Source organism: Streptomyces sp. NPDC005551 (assembly GCF_042871785.1).
Taxonomy (GTDB): domain Bacteria; phylum Actinomycetota; class Actinomycetes; order Streptomycetales; family Streptomycetaceae; genus Streptomyces.
Genome location: NZ_JBIAJE010000004.1, coordinates 201,798 through 215,317, shown reverse-complemented (window position 1 = coordinate 215,317; position 13,520 = coordinate 201,798). Strand labels below are relative to the sequence as shown.

Here is a 13,520-nt window from a genome sequence, read left to right as displayed (position 1 = left end):
CTCCGGCTCTCGCGCCGAAGCCTACTGTGCCCCGCGAGCGCACTGTTTGGCCGTGTGCACCCTGCGTCCCCGGCCGGGGACGGTCGGGGACGTGAGGCGTGTGGCCCGGCGGGTGCCGGGTCAGGCTGACAACCGGACCTCCGGGGGTGCCGGTGGGTACGGAGCCGTCAGTTGATGACGCCGCCGAAGAGACCGCCGTGGGCCATGCCGAGGAAGAAGCCGAAGGCCGAGGCGCCGAGACCCAGGATCAGGCCGAAGCGTTCGCGGGTCGTCTCGGAGATGAACTGGCCGTAGGCCCCGGTGATGACGCCCACCAGGCCGGCCCAGGAACTGATCAGGTGGAGGCTGTGGAACATCGCGGTCACGAAGGCGATGACACCGAGGACGGCGGTCACCCACAACAGCGTGTCCTGGAGGGGGTGGGGCTTGCCGTCGGTCGCGAGCAGGGAACCACCGATGTTGGGGCGCATTGTCTGTGCCATAGGGCACCTCCTGCGGAAGGTGGCGCATCGTAGCGCCATTCACACCCGATGTGTACAGATTGACGCTCTCCCCCGCCGGATTTCAACCGGAAGCCACCGTGCGGGTACTCTGTACTCTCTGCACCGGTGTCTGCCCAGGCCGTGGCCGAGTCACGACAGGGACTCCCGCTCGGATCTCCGAACGAGAAACCCAGTTGTCAGTGGCGGCGGATACCGTTGCGTACGCATAACAACCCTCCTGCCACGGAACGACCGTGGCCGCTGAGTCCAAAGGAGGTGGGTTCCACATGCGTCACTACGAAGTGATGGTCATCCTCGACCCCGATCTCGAGGAGCGTGCTGTCTCCCCGCTGATCGAGAACTTCCTCTCCGTCGTCCGTGAGGGCAACGGAAAGGTCGAGAAGGTCGACACCTGGGGCCGTCGTCGTCTCGCGTACGAGATCAAGAAGAAGCCCGAGGGCATCTACTCGGTCATCGACCTGCAGGCCGAGCCTGCGGTCGTCAAGGAGCTCGACCGCCAGATGAACCTGAACGAGTCGGTCCTCCGGACCAAGGTCCTCCGCCCCGAGACCCACTGAGCTCTCCCGCTCAGTTGATCTCGGGATCCGAGTAGCAGCACCAAGCAGCCAGCAGCAAACCCGCCGAGAGGTTCCCCCATGGCAGGCGAGACCGTCATCACGGTCGTCGGCAATCTTGTCGACGACCCCGAGCTGCGCTTCACCCCCTCCGGTGCGGCGGTCGCGAAGTTCCGTGTCGCGTCCACCCCCCGCACCTTCGACCGTCAGACCAACGAGTGGAAGGACGGCGAGAGCCTGTTCCTGACCTGCTCGGTCTGGCGTCAGGCGGCGGAGAACGTCGCAGAGTCGCTTCAGCGAGGCATGCGCGTGATCGTGCAGGGCCGGCTGAAGCAGCGGTCCTACGAGGACCGTGAGGGCGTCAAGCGCACGGTCTACGAGCTGGACGTCGAGGAAGTCGGCGCCAGCCTGAAGAACGCCACGGCCAAGGTCACCAAGACCACCGGTCGAGGCGGCCAGGGCGGTTACGGCGGCGGTGGCGGCGGCGGCCAGCAGAGCGGCGGCAGCTGGGGCGGAAGCTCCGGCGGCACTCAGCCGCAGGGTGGCGGCGCTCCCGCCGACGACCCCTGGGCGACCAGCGCTCCTGCCGGCGGCGGCAACCAGAGCGGCGGCGGCGGTGGCGGCGGCTGGGGCGGAAGCTCCGGCGGCTCCGGCGGCGGCTACTCGGACGAGCCTCCCTTCTAAGGGCCGGTTCGTACCCCACTTCTTGATCACACAGGAGATACATCATGGCGAAGCCGCCTGTGCGCAAGCCGAAGAAGAAGGTCTGCGCTTTCTGCAAGGACAAGGTCACGTACGTGGACTACAAGGACACGAACATGCTGCGGAAGTTCATTTCCGACCGCGGCAAGATCCGTGCCCGCCGCGTGACCGGCAACTGCACGCAGCACCAGCGTGACGTCGCCACGGCTGTGAAGAACAGCCGTGAGATGGCGCTGCTGCCCTACACCTCCACCGCGCGATAAGGGAAGGGTGACCGAAAAATGAAGATCATCCTCACCCACGAGGTCTCCGGCCTCGGTGCCGCGGGCGACGTCGTCGACGTCAAGGACGGTTACGCTCGCAACTACCTGATCCCGCGGAACTTTGCGATCCGCTGGACCAAGGGTGGCGAGAAGGACGTCGAGCAGATTCGTCGTGCTCGCAAGATCCACGAGATCGCGACCATCGAGCAGGCCAACGAGATCAAGGGCCGCCTCGAGGGCGTCAAGGTCCGTCTGGCCGTCCGCTCCGGCGACGCCGGTCGTCTCTTCGGTTCCGTCACCCCGGCCGACATCGCTTCGGCGATCAAGGCTTCCGGTGGCCCCGAGGTCGACAAGCGCCGCATCGAGCTGGGCTCGCCGATCAAGACCCTGGGCGCCCACGAGACGTCCGTGCGTCTGCACCCCGAGGTTGCCGCCAAGGTCAACATCGAGGTCGTCGCTGCCTGAGTGCAGCGCTCAGCACAGCTGAGAGAAGGGCCGCATCCCTCCGGGGGTGCGGCCCTTCTTCGTCGTGGTGGGACCGATCTGGATGGGGCGGCCGGGGACTTTTCAGCTCTGCGTGTTTCACGTGAAACACGCCGTTTCACGTGAAACAGCCGAGCAGCGCTGACAGCCGTCAGCGGGTGGCACCGGTGATGATCCAACGGCCCGAGCGGGATCGCAGCCACAGGGTCAGCATCCGCACCGTCATCATCAGGCTCATGGCGGCCCAAAGGACGGTCAGCCCTCCCCCGAGGCGCGGTACGAGCAGCGCGACCGGAGCGAAGACCGCAAGCGTGAGGATCATGGCTCGTGCGAGGTACGGGCCGTCCCCGGCGCCCATGAGTACTCCGTCGAGGACGAAGACGATGCCGGAGACCGGCTGCACGACCGCCACCAAGAGAAGAGCGGGCAGAGCGGCGTCCCGCACCACGGAGTCGTCGGTGAAGAGCGGCAGGAACAGCGGCCGGGAGAACGCGAGCAGCAGACCGAGAACGATCCCGACAGCGACGCCCCACTGCACCATCCGTCGGCAGGCTTCGCGAGCCCCTCCGGCATCGTTCGCGCCCAGATAACGGCCGATGATGGCCTGCCCGGCGATGGCGATCGCGTCGAGTGCGAAAGCGAGAAGACTCCACAGGGAGAGGATGATCTGGTGCGCCGCCATCTCGGCATCTCCGAGCCGCGCGGCGACGGCAGTGGCGATCATGAGGATCGCCCGCAGTGACAGCGTGCGCACCAGGAGCGGAGCGCCGGTCTGCGCGCAGGCCCGGATCCCGTCCAGATCCGGTCGCAAGGACGCACCGTGCTTGCGGGCACCTCGGACGACGACGTACAGATAGACGGCGGCCATGCCGAACTGGGCGATGACGGTGCCCCAGGCCGAGCCGGCGATGCCGAGACCGGCGCCGTAGACGAGGCCCGCGTTGAGGGCGGCGTTGGCCACGAAGCCCGCGACGGCGACGTACAGCGGAGTTTTCGTGTTTTGCAGGCCTCGCAGGACGCCGGTGGCAGCGAGTACGACAAGCATGGCCGGGACGCCGAGCGCCGAGATCCGCAGGTAGGTGATCGCGTAGGGAGCGGCTGTGTCCGAGGCGCCGAAGAGCTTCACCAGGGCGGGTGCCGTCGGCAGGGTGACGGCGATGACGCTCGCGCCGATCAACAGAGCGAGCCAGATGCCGTCCATGCCCTGGCGGATCGCGGCGCGGAGATCGCCCGCCCCGACACGCCGGGCGACGGCGGACGTCGTGGCGTAGGCGAGGAAGACGAAGACGCCCACGGCAGTCATGAGGAGAGCCGAAGCCACCCCGAGGCCGGCCAGTTGGGCGGTGCCGAGATGGCCGACTATCGCGCTGTCGGCCATCACGAAAAGGGGCTCGGCCACCAGCGCGCCGAAGGCCGGGACGGCCAGCGCGACGATCTCGCGGTCATGCCGGCGCCGGACGGCCCTGGGTGTCGCGGGAGCCTGTGTCATGAGCACCAATCTAATCTTCCACAGGTAAGACATGCAAACCTGATGCAACCCTTACTTGCGGGCGCGCGACAGACGCCGTCGTGCGGTGTTCGAGGAGATCTTGGCCCGGTCGGGAAAGTTTTTCTTCTGCACAGCCAGTGGACGGCAAAGTTGCTGGTCAGGGCGGTTGCATTGAAGGGACTGAGTGCTTGTTCACAGGGCTGTCCACCGGCTCGTGCACAGCTTTGGCCAGGTTCTCCACAGCATCCGGGCAGTCGTCCACATGGCCTGTGGATAACCAGATTGGCTGACGGTGCCGGCAGGCCTAACGTGGGGCGCGCCCGCTCTCTCCTCCGTCCTCGGAAACCTGGCAAAACCGACGCGTCAGAACCGGAGTTGGGTGACTTCATTTGTCAGTGCCGTGCCGTAGAAAAGAGGGGCACGGCTAGGTCCGCTCGGCGGACGGGAGGAGGTGGCTCGGTGAGTATTTCCGAGCCCTTGGACGACCCGTGGGCCGACAGCGGTCCCAGTGATCGTCTGCCCGCCTCCCGTCAGCGCCGCGACGTCGGCCGGAACCGTGACGAGCAGCATGACCGAGGCCGCGAGGGCGGCGAGTGGGACGGCGGTGGTTCCGCCTTCGAGCGCGTACCGCCGCAGGACCTGGACGCCGAGCAGTCGGTCCTCGGTGGCATGCTCCTGTCCAAGGACGCCATCGCAGACGTCGTCGAGGTCATCAAGGGCCACGACTTCTACCGGCCCGCGCACGAGACCATCTACACGGCGATCCTCGATCTGTACGCGAAGGGGGAGCCCGCCGACCCGATCACGGTCGCGGCCGAACTCACCAAGCGTGGCGAGATCACCAAGGTCGGCGGCGCATCGTATCTGCACACTCTCGTCCAGACGGTTCCCACCGCGGCCAACGCCGAGTACTACGCGGAGATCGTCCACGAGCGTGCCGTCCTGCGCCGCCTGGTCGAGGCGGGTACGCGGATCACGCAGATGGGATACGCGGCCGACGGCGATGTGGACGAGATCGTCAACAGCGCGCAGGCCGAGATCTACGCGGTCACCGAGCAGCGCACCAGCGAGGACTATCTGCCCCTCGGCGACATCATGGAGGGCGCGCTCGACGAGATCGAGGCGATCGGCTCACGCAGCGGCGAGATGACCGGCGTGCCCACCGGTTTCACCGACTTCGACTCGCTCACGAACGGCCTGCACCCTGGCCAGATGATCGTCATCGCCGCCCGCCCCGCCATGGGTAAGTCCACCCTCGCCCTGGACTTCGCGCGGGCCGCTTCGATCAAGAACAACCTGCCCAGCGTCATCTTCTCGCTCGAGATGGGCCGCAACGAGATCGCCATGCGTCTGCTGTCCGCCGAGGCCCGCGTAGCCCTGCACCACATGCGGTCCGGCACGATGACCGACGAGGACTGGACCCGGTTGGCCCGCCGGATGCCGGACGTCTCGGCTGCCCCCCTCTTCATCGACGACTCGCCCAACCTGTCGATGATGGAGATCCGTGCCAAGTGCCGCCGTCTCAAGCAGCGCAACGACATCAGACTGGTCGTCATCGACTACCTCCAGCTGATGCAGTCCGGTGGCTCCAAGCGCGCCGAGAACCGCCAGCAGGAGGTCTCGGACATGTCCCGAAACCTCAAGCTGCTCGCCAAGGAGCTGGAGGTCCCGGTCATCGCGCTGTCGCAGCTGAACCGTGGTCCCGAGCAGCGCACGGACAAGAAGCCGATGGTCTCGGACCTTCGTGAGTCGGGTTCCATCGAGCAGGACGCCGACATGGTCATCCTGTTGCACCGTGAGGACGCGTACGAGAAGGAGTCACCCCGCGCCGGTGAGGCCGACCTGATCGTGGCCAAGCACCGTAACGGTCCGACGGCGACCATCACGGTGGCCTTCCAGGGCCACTACTCCCGTTTCGTGGACATGGCGCAGATCTGATCGGGCGGCGATGCCGGTCCGGGCGCCGGCGCCTAGGGGGTGGTCCTGCCGGCCACCGGTAACGCCCCGCTGGTCGTCCGGGACGAGGTGGCCGCCGTGCCGGTCCGGGGCGTTTCCCCGTCGGTCCGCCACGGATGAAATGCGCTCGACGTGCGCCGGCGGCCGGGGTGGACTGGGGGCATGACAACACCCGAGGAAGAGCTGCTTCCCGCCACACGCCGCACGCTGCTGCACCGCATCGCCACCGCTCAGACCGAAGGGAGGGCGCCGTCGCTGGTCGCGACGGTCGTCAGGGACGGGCAGCCGGTGTGGACGGGATCCCGTACCTCGGTGGAGGGGCACGGCCCGGACGAGAACGTGCAGTACCGGATCGGTTCGATCACCAAGACCTTCACCGCCGTACTTGTCCTGCGGCTGCGTGACGAGGGTGTGCTGGATCTCGGCGACCCACTGGAGAAGCACCTGCCGGGTACCGGCGCGGGGGAGGCCACGATCGCCGAACTGCTGGCGCACACCGGCGGACTGGCGGCGGAGTCACCCGCTCCCTGGTGGGAGCGGACGCCCGGTTCACTGCGCCCGGAGCTCGCCGACGTGCTGGGCGAGCAGCCCTTCCGGCATCCGGCCGGGCGGCGCCACCATTATTCGAATCCCGGTTACACGCTGCTCGGCGCCCTGGTGGAGGAGTTGCGGAAGGCGCCTTGGGAAGAGGTGCTGCGACGAGAGGTGCTCGAGCCGCTGCGCCTGCACCGTACGAGCTGTCGTCCGCAGGCTCCGCATGCGGGCGGATGGGCGGTGCATCCATGGGCGGACGTGTTGCTTCCAGAGCCCTCCGAAGACCTCGGGAGGATGGCGCCGGCCGGTCAGCTGTGGTCCACCGCCAGGGACTTGGCTCACTTCGCCGTCTTTCTGGCCAGGGGTGACGACCGGGTGCTGAGCGCGGAGTCCGTGCGCGAAATGCGTACCCCCGCCGCGCCGGCCGAAGCCGCGGAGGTGGCGGCCGGTTCCGCGTACGGACTGGGTCTGCAGATCCAGCAGCGGGACGGGCGGCTCCTCGTCGGGCATTCCGGTTCTCTGCCGGGCTTTCTCGCGAACGTGACGATCAGCGTGGAGGACGATCTGGCGGCCGTGGTGCTGGCCAACTGCACCTCGGGCCCCCTGGTGTCGAACGTGGCCGCCGATCTCGTCCGTCTGGTGGCAGAGGCCGAACCGCGGATTCCGTCCCCGTGGAGGCCGCTGCCGGAGCTTGACGCGAGGGTGCTGGAGCTGGCGGGGCCCTGGTACTGGGGGACGCAGGCCGTCGCGCTGCGTCTGTCATCCGACGAGGGCCTGTCACTGGGTCCGTTGTCCGGCCACGGCCGACGCTCTCGCTTCCGGATGAACGGTGACGGGACGTGGACAGGGCTCGACGGCTATTACGCGGGGGAGCTGCTGCGGGCCGTACGGCGGCCGGACGGATCCGTGAGCCACCTGGACCTCGGATCGTTCGTGTTCACGCATCAGCCGTACGACGAGGGCGCCCCGGTGCCGGGCGGCGTCGACCCTGAGGGCTGGCGCGGAATTCGCTGAAGCCTTCGCTGAGGGGCGTCCTGTTTCACGTGAAACAGGACGCCCCTCACGCAGAAACGGCAACCGCCCTCAGAGCGGGAGCTTGAAACCGACGTGCGACGCGGCGAAGCCGAGCCGCTCGTAGAAGCGGTGCGCGTCGGTGCGGGTCACGTCGGAGGTGAGCTGGACCAACTGGCATCCCTGGCGCCTGGATTCGTCGATTGCCCACTCGATGAGCTGCGTGCCGAGACCGCTGCCGCGCTCGTCGGCGTGGACGCGTACGCCCTCGATGACCGAGCGGGTCGCTCCCTTTCGAGAGAGGCCGGGAACGACCGTGAGCTGCAGGGTGCCGACGACCCGGCCCTGGCGCACGGCCACCATCAGATGCTGGTTCGGATCACCGCTGAGGCGTTCCAGCGCGGCGAGGTACGGCGTCAGATCATCGGGCGACTCCCGCTGGGCTCCCAGCGGATCGTCCGCGAGCATGGCGACGATGGCCAAGACGTCGTCTGCGACTGCGGGTCGAATCTCAAGATCTCCCATGTCGGCACCCTACGCAGGCGTGGTCGTCGCCCGTGGGCAGGGCTGCCGCAGGAGGCCGTAGCTACGCCGGCACGCTGACGGACTGCACGACCCGGACCAGTGGGACCAGCTCGGGAACCTCCGCCGCGGCGTCGAGTGCCTCACGCAAGGCGGCGTCATTGGTGGGACGTGCCGCTTCCAGCAGCTTGAGCCCTGCCTGGCTGACGTTCGTGTAGATGCCGCGGCGGTCGGTCGGGCACAGGTAACGGGACAGGAGCCCGCGGTCCTCGAGCCGGGTGACCAAACGGGTGGTGGCGCTCTGGCTGAGAACGACCGCATCGGCGACCTGCTTCATCTGCAGGTGGCCGCCCTCGCCGTCGTGCTGCCGGCTGAGCACGTCGAGCAGGGAGTACTCCCGCACGCTGAGGTCGTGCCTGGCCTGAAGGGCGCGCTCGATGTGCGCCTCGATCCTTCCGTGCAACAGGGAAAGGGCGCACCAGCCCTGGGCCAGGGCGGTGAGTGCGGGGTCCGTCGCTGTCATGGCGTGTTCCTCCGTCCCGGAGCGGCTGAACCCAGGATAGAGCACAGACGCAATAGACGTCGTTTGCGTATAGCCCGCGTGTGCAACTATTGTGGACGCACGCAAAGCGCTCCTGCAATCATCTGGGAAGGTGCATCCACCCATGCCTCTCGCGCTTCTGGCCCTCGCGATCGGGGCCTTCGGAATCGGCACCACGGAATTCGTGATCATGGGCGTACTGCCCCAGGTCGCGGGCGACTTCGGCGTCTCCATCCCCACGGCCGGGCTTCTGGTGACCGGCTACGCGCTCGGCGTAGTGATCGGCGCCCCGATCATGACCGCGCTGGGCACGAAGGTGTCCCGCAAGCGGATGCTGATGCTGCTGATGGGGCTGTTCGTCCTCGGCAACCTGCTCTCGGCCGTCGCCCCGGCCTTCGGCCTGATGCTCGTGGGGCGCGTTGTCGCCTCCCTGGCCCACGGAGCCTTCTTCGGCATCGGTTCCGTGGTTGCCGCGGAGCTGGTCGCCCCGGAGAAGAAGGCCGGCGCCATCGCCATGATGTTCAGCGGGCTCACCATCGCCAACGTGGTCGGTGTCCCGCTCGGCACCCTGATCGGGCAGTCCGCGGGCTGGCGCGTCACCTTCGCAGGTGTCGCCGTGCTCGGCGTGATCGGATTCCTCGGCATCGCCAGGCTGGTACCCGACATGCCGAAGCCGGAAGGCGTACACCTCCGAGACGAGCTGGCCGCGTTCAAGAACGTGCAGGTGCTGCTCGCCATGGCGATGACCGTCCTCGGCTTCGGAGGAGTCTTCGCCGCCATCACCTACATCGCGCCGATGATGACGCACGTCGCCGGATTCGCCGAGGGCTCCGTCACGTGGCTCCTGGTCCTCTTCGGCCTCGGTATGGTCGGCGGCAACCTCGTCGGCGGCAAATTCGCCGACCGAGCCCTGATGCCAATGCTGTACGTGTCCCTGGGCGGCCTCGCACTGGTGCTCGCGCTCTTCACGCTCACCGCACACAACAAGATCCTCGCGGCCGTCACGATCGCGCTGATCGGCGCGCTCGGCTTCGCGACCGTGCCACCGCTGCAGAAGCGCGTCCTCGACCAGGCCCATGGCGCTCCGACGCTCGCCTCCGCCGTGAACATCGGTGCCTTCAATCTGGGCAACGCCCTGTCCGCCTGGCTCGGCGGCATCGTCATCGCGGCGGGCCTCGGTTACACCGCCCCGAACTGGGTGGGGGCCGTCCTCGCCGCGGCTGCCCTGGTTCTGGCCGTCGTCTCGGCCGCCCTGGAGCGCCGGGCCGGCGCAGGCAGCACGGTGCCCGCGAGCGCCGTGCCCGCCGAGCGGCACGCCGCAGTCCACCACTGACCCTGCTCTGCCGGTCGCGGAGACGGGCTGCCTCCGCCCCCGGCTCGGAACCGGCACTTCGCACATGTCGGAACGACCGTCCGCGTCACGCCGCCCGCTCGGTATCACCCCGCAAGGAGAAATCCCCTCATGAGCACCACCACAGCCGTCACCCCGCTGACCGTCCAGGACGCCGAACTCCTCGTCACCGCGGCCCATCGCGCCGCTGGGGCCGCCGGGGTCGCCGTCAGCGTCACCGTGCTGGACGGGGGCGGACATCTGCTCGCCTTCCGGCGGGACGATCGCGCTGTGCTGATCTCCGGCGAGACCAGCACGCGCAAGGCCTATACCGCGCTCCAGCTGGACACCGCAACGGCCGACCTCGTCGACGCGGTCCAGCCCGGCGGCCTCTTCCATACCCTGCCCACCGCGCTCGACCGTCCGCTGCTGTTCATCGCGGGCGGAGTGCCGGTCCACCGTGACGGCCGGCTGATCGGCGCGATCGGGGTCGGCGGAGGAGCACCCGAGCAGGACCACGGCTTCGCCATGACGGCTGTGGAGGCCCTTGCGTGACCCGGGCCCACTAGTCGCAGGAGCCGGTCCCCCTGTTCTGGGACCGGCTCCTGCGATGTTGCCCCCTCAGCCAGCCGCCACGGTCAACGGGGCGAAGCGTCGCGTCCAGTCACCGGGCAGTTCCGCGATCCCGTACGTCATGACCGCGTTGAAGGCGACGGGCTCCAAGCCGTGGTCCTTGGCCCAGCTCAGGAGCTCACCGTGGCGGACGTCGATGTCGGTGCGCAGGGGACGGTCCGTGTGCGCCGCCAGTGCGGCGATGAGCGCCTTCGCCGTCTCCGTGTCCCGGGCGATCAGCGGACCCACGACGTGGGTCTCCATGTTCGGCCAGGCGGCCGCGTAACCGGTGATGCGGCTCTTCTCCTCGGCGACGCGCAGCTGATCCGCGAAGGCCGGCAACCGGGTGATCACGGGAGTGCGGTCGCACCCGAAGACCTCTTCGTCCAACCGCAGGATGGCGGGGAGATCCTCGGCGGTCGCGGAGCGCGTGGCGACCTGCGGTCCCTCCCCGTCCGGGACGAAGTGGCCCCGGACCATCTCGGCCCGACCGGTGGTCTTGAAGCCCAGCTCCTCGTAGAGAGGCCGGCCGTAGGGGGTCGCGTGGAGAGTCAGCGGGGTGGGGCCCATCTCTGCGACGACATGGCGCATCAACCGGCGGCCGACACCCTGGCGCGCATACCGGTCGGCGACGAGCACCATGCCGATCGCGCTCAGGTCGGGGCGGTCCCGTGGCCCGTACTCGGTGACGACACAGGCGGCGACGAGCCCGCCCAGGGGATCGTCGATGCCGTATCCGGCCCCTGCTGTCAGCAGGAAACCCCATTTGTGTTCTTCGCGAGGCCATCCGCGGTTCTCGGACAGGTCGGCGCAAGCGGTGAGATCACGGAGCGTGAGGCGGCGGATGGGCTGCGCAGCGAGGGGAGGTGTCGACACGCAGGTCAGGCTGTACGACAGGCACCCATGACGTCCACCGGTTTGCACGGACACGACTGTTCTTCTGGCCAGTTCAGGCAAGGCCGCACCGGTGCGGGCCGATGTTTCACGTGAAACACCGCACGTCAGCGAAAGGGTCCACCCGTCCGTCGAGATAATTGCGGAATTGACGGCTGGGCCGTCGAATTCGGGATCGAGCAGGAGAGGACTCTGTGCGTGCCGTCGGCCGGTAGGGTCGACTTCGATTCGCGTGCGGGCGGGGGACGGAACTACCGATCGCGAGTACAGGCCGAGGCAGCGTAACGGGACGGAGAGATCGAAGACCGCGCTTTTCGCTATGAGGACGACCGCCGGTCGGTGATGGGACGCTGCGAGATGCTGGTGCGGCCAATGTCACACTCTCGTCTTACGTGTCCGCAAGGGCAGTAACCCGGCTCAAATGTGGCCGCATCGACCGACGGGACTGAACGGGGATGCAAAGGGCACCGTCTGCGGGGGAAAGCATCCATCTCCCCCGAGGGGGTGCGCAGACCGACCGAAAGATGTTCGAGGCGAGGCACAGTATGGACGCTCCGACCACAACGCCGGCCGACAACGGCGCGCCCGGCGGCGACGGCGGAGGCGGTTGGTTCACACCGCGCACCAAGCCCGAGTCCCCCACCGGGGAGACGCACGCGACCGAGGGCAGCCGCCTGGCGGGTATGAGACCGCGCGGCAGGTCCGTGCCCGGCGAGAGTGCGGCGGGGCCGGAACGAATAGGGGAGACGCTGCCCGTCGTACCCCCTGCCGTGACACCTGCGGCCACTGCGCCCGGCGAGGCACCCCGGCCCGCCCATGCCCCGTCCGACGAGACGCGCCGGCCCGGCCCTGTACCCGCCGGGGCACCGCGGTCCGAGCCCGCGCAGGGAGCCACCGGCCCGGGGGCCGACTCCGCCGAGACCGAACGGCACACCCCTCGCCCGTACGCCCCGGTTCCCGAACCGCCCGAGGCCGCACAGCGTCCCGGGCCCATGGCGTCCGCTTCCCCCGACGCGGTGCTGATCCAACGGACCATGGCGGAGATCGGCCCGGTCGCCGACAAGGTCACCTCGTACTTCTACGCGCTGCTCTTCGTGCGCCACCCCGACCTGCGGTCCCTCTTCCCGGCGGCGATGGACACACAGCGGGACCGGCTGCTCAGGGCCCTGCTCACCGCGGCCGAGCACATCGACAACACCGACGTTCTTGTTGCATACCTGCAGAACCTCGGCCGGGGCCACCGCAAGTACGGCACGCGCCCCGAGCACTACCCGGCCGTCGGCGAGTGCCTCATCGGTTCGCTGAGCCGGTACGCCTCCTCGGTCTGGGACGAGCAGACCGAGGCGGCCTGGGTGCGGGCGTACACGACGATCTCCCAGGTCATGATCGATGCGGCGGCCGCCGACGAACTGCGTGCTCCGGCCTGGTGGCACGCGGAAGTCGTATCGCACGAACTGCGGACCCCGGACATCGCCGTGCTCACCGTGCGCCCGGACCAGCCCTACCCCTTCCTCGCCGGTCAGTACGCAAGCATGGAGACGCCCTGGTGGCCGCGGATCTGGCGGCACTACTCGTTCGCCTCGGCACCGCGCTCCGACGGGCTGCTGTCGTTCCACGTGAAAGCGGTCCCGGCGGGCTGGGTGTCCAACGCGCTGGTCCACCGTGCCCGGCCCGGCGACATCGTCCGGCTCGGCCCGCCGGCGGGCACGATGACCGTCGACCACACCACGGAGAGCGGGCTGCTCTGCCTGGGCGGTGGCACCGGCATAGCCCCCATCAAGGCCCTGGTCGAGGATGTCGCCGAGCACGGCGAGCGGCGCACCGTGGAGGTCTTCTACGGCGCTCGTACGGGGCACGATCTGTACGACATCGACACGATGCTCCGGCTCCAGCAGAGCCATCCCTGGCTGTCGGTGCGTCCGATCGTCGACCAGCAGGCGCACCTGCAGCTCCCCGATGCCGTACGCGAGTACGGGCCGTGGAACGAATACGACGCCTACCTCGCCGGCCCCCCAGGCATGATCCGCAGTGGGGTGGACGCGTTGCGGGACATCGGCATTCCGTCGAACCGCATCCGGCACGACTCGGTGGAGGAACTGGTCTCGGCGGGCGCCTGACGCCGAGTA

14 protein-coding genes are annotated in these 13,520 nt (G+C 68.5%); 9 read left to right on the top strand and 5 right to left on the bottom strand.

Annotation, left to right across the window (positions count from 1 at the left end; all coding sequences use genetic code 11):
* Positions 1-167 precede the first annotated feature (167 nt).
* Entirely contained in the window at positions 168-482 is a 315-nt protein-coding gene (locus tag ACFYP4_RS13320) for a hypothetical protein (RefSeq protein ID WP_358854516.1), read from the bottom strand.
* Positions 483-769: 287 nt separating this feature from the next.
* Between ACFYP4_RS13320 and rpsF the strand changes: the two genes are divergently transcribed.
* From rpsF to rplI, 4 genes are all read left to right on the top strand, one after another.
* Positions 770-1,060, top strand: coding sequence for a 30S ribosomal protein S6 (gene rpsF, locus ACFYP4_RS13315; protein WP_004950685.1), 291 nt, complete (start codon positions 770-772; stop codon positions 1,058-1,060).
* A 78-nt stretch (positions 1,061-1,138) separates the two neighbouring features.
* A complete protein-coding gene (locus tag ACFYP4_RS13310; RefSeq protein ID WP_388785263.1) occupies positions 1,139-1,741 on the top strand; it encodes a single-stranded DNA-binding protein in 603 nt (200 codons plus the stop codon).
* Positions 1,742-1,785: 44 nt separating this feature from the next.
* The gene (gene rpsR, locus ACFYP4_RS13305; RefSeq protein ID WP_003949403.1) at positions 1,786-2,022 is read left to right on the top strand and encodes a 30S ribosomal protein S18; all 237 of its coding nucleotides are present in this window, start codon (positions 1,786-1,788) and stop codon (positions 2,020-2,022) included.
* Between the two features lie 18 nt (positions 2,023-2,040).
* On the top strand, positions 2,041-2,487 hold the full coding sequence (gene rplI, locus ACFYP4_RS13300; RefSeq protein ID WP_121404978.1) for a 50S ribosomal protein L9: 447 nt from the start codon (positions 2,041-2,043) through the stop codon (positions 2,485-2,487).
* A 169-nt stretch (positions 2,488-2,656) separates the two neighbouring features.
* Here the strand turns inward: rplI and ACFYP4_RS13295 are convergent, their stop codons facing one another.
* Complete coding sequence (locus ACFYP4_RS13295) at positions 2,657-3,994, bottom strand: MATE family efflux transporter (RefSeq protein ID WP_388785261.1); 1,338 nt, start codon at positions 3,992-3,994, stop codon at positions 2,657-2,659.
* Between the two features lie 459 nt (positions 3,995-4,453).
* On the opposite strand from ACFYP4_RS13295, the gene dnaB reads away from it, so the two are divergent.
* Positions 4,454-5,932: a replicative DNA helicase gene (dnaB, locus tag ACFYP4_RS13290; protein ID WP_358854513.1), complete on the top strand. Its 1,479-nt coding sequence runs from the start codon at positions 4,454-4,456 to the stop codon at positions 5,930-5,932.
* 180 nt (positions 5,933-6,112) lie between these two features.
* Positions 6,113-7,498, top strand: coding sequence for a serine hydrolase domain-containing protein (locus ACFYP4_RS13285; RefSeq protein WP_388785259.1), 1,386 nt, complete (start codon positions 6,113-6,115; stop codon positions 7,496-7,498).
* Between the two features lie 69 nt (positions 7,499-7,567).
* Here the strand turns inward: ACFYP4_RS13285 and ACFYP4_RS13280 are convergent, their stop codons facing one another.
* Complete coding sequence (locus ACFYP4_RS13280) at positions 7,568-8,020, bottom strand: GNAT family N-acetyltransferase (protein WP_358852265.1); 453 nt, start codon at positions 8,018-8,020, stop codon at positions 7,568-7,570.
* A 61-nt stretch (positions 8,021-8,081) separates the two neighbouring features.
* Complete coding sequence (locus tag ACFYP4_RS13275; protein ID WP_358852266.1) at positions 8,082-8,540, bottom strand: MarR family transcriptional regulator; 459 nt, start codon at positions 8,538-8,540, stop codon at positions 8,082-8,084.
* A 142-nt stretch (positions 8,541-8,682) separates the two neighbouring features.
* On the opposite strand from ACFYP4_RS13275, the gene ACFYP4_RS13270 reads away from it, so the two are divergent.
* Together ACFYP4_RS13270 and ACFYP4_RS13265 are read left to right on the top strand one after the other, a co-directional pair.
* Positions 8,683-9,891: an MFS transporter gene (locus ACFYP4_RS13270; RefSeq protein ID WP_358852267.1), complete on the top strand. Its 1,209-nt coding sequence runs from the start codon at positions 8,683-8,685 to the stop codon at positions 9,889-9,891.
* Positions 9,892-10,020: 129 nt separating this feature from the next.
* A complete protein-coding gene (locus ACFYP4_RS13265; RefSeq protein ID WP_358852268.1) occupies positions 10,021-10,443 on the top strand; it encodes a heme-binding protein in 423 nt (140 codons plus the stop codon).
* A 66-nt stretch (positions 10,444-10,509) separates the two neighbouring features.
* On the opposite strand, the gene ACFYP4_RS13260 is transcribed toward ACFYP4_RS13265, so the two are convergent.
* The gene (locus tag ACFYP4_RS13260; RefSeq protein ID WP_388785256.1) at positions 10,510-11,376 is read right to left on the bottom strand and encodes a GNAT family N-acetyltransferase; all 867 of its coding nucleotides are present in this window, start codon (positions 11,374-11,376) and stop codon (positions 10,510-10,512) included.
* A gap of 542 nt (positions 11,377-11,918) precedes the next feature.
* Between ACFYP4_RS13260 and ACFYP4_RS13255 the strand changes: the two genes are divergently transcribed.
* Positions 11,919-13,511, top strand: coding sequence for a globin domain-containing protein (locus ACFYP4_RS13255; RefSeq protein WP_358852270.1), 1,593 nt, complete (start codon positions 11,919-11,921; stop codon positions 13,509-13,511).
* Positions 13,512-13,520: the final 9 nt, after the last annotated feature.

What these genes read in the sequence shown, in the direction of transcription:
- ACFYP4_RS13320 (WP_358854516.1), bottom strand. Translation starts at nt 482, where the DNA reads ATGGCACAGACAATGCGCCCCAACATCGGTGGTTCCCTGCTCGCGACC.
- rpsF (WP_004950685.1), top strand. Translation starts at nt 770, where the DNA reads ATGCGTCACTACGAAGTGATGGTCATCCTCGACCCCGATCTCGAGGAG.
- ACFYP4_RS13310 (WP_388785263.1), top strand. Translation starts at nt 1,139, where the DNA reads ATGGCAGGCGAGACCGTCATCACGGTCGTCGGCAATCTTGTCGACGAC.
- rpsR (WP_003949403.1), top strand. Translation starts at nt 1,786, where the DNA reads ATGGCGAAGCCGCCTGTGCGCAAGCCGAAGAAGAAGGTCTGCGCTTTC.
- rplI (WP_121404978.1), top strand. Translation starts at nt 2,041, where the DNA reads ATGAAGATCATCCTCACCCACGAGGTCTCCGGCCTCGGTGCCGCGGGC.
- ACFYP4_RS13295 (WP_388785261.1), bottom strand. Translation starts at nt 3,994, where the DNA reads ATGACACAGGCTCCCGCGACACCCAGGGCCGTCCGGCGCCGGCATGAC.
- ACFYP4_RS13285 (WP_388785259.1), top strand. Translation starts at nt 6,113, where the DNA reads ATGACAACACCCGAGGAAGAGCTGCTTCCCGCCACACGCCGCACGCTG.
- ACFYP4_RS13280 (WP_358852265.1), bottom strand. Translation starts at nt 8,020, where the DNA reads ATGGGAGATCTTGAGATTCGACCCGCAGTCGCAGACGACGTCTTGGCC.
- ACFYP4_RS13275 (WP_358852266.1), bottom strand. Translation starts at nt 8,540, where the DNA reads ATGACAGCGACGGACCCCGCACTCACCGCCCTGGCCCAGGGCTGGTGC.
- ACFYP4_RS13270 (WP_358852267.1), top strand. Translation starts at nt 8,683, where the DNA reads ATGCCTCTCGCGCTTCTGGCCCTCGCGATCGGGGCCTTCGGAATCGGC.
- ACFYP4_RS13265 (WP_358852268.1), top strand. Translation starts at nt 10,021, where the DNA reads ATGAGCACCACCACAGCCGTCACCCCGCTGACCGTCCAGGACGCCGAA.
- ACFYP4_RS13255 (WP_358852270.1), top strand. Translation starts at nt 11,919, where the DNA reads ATGTTCGAGGCGAGGCACAGTATGGACGCTCCGACCACAACGCCGGCC.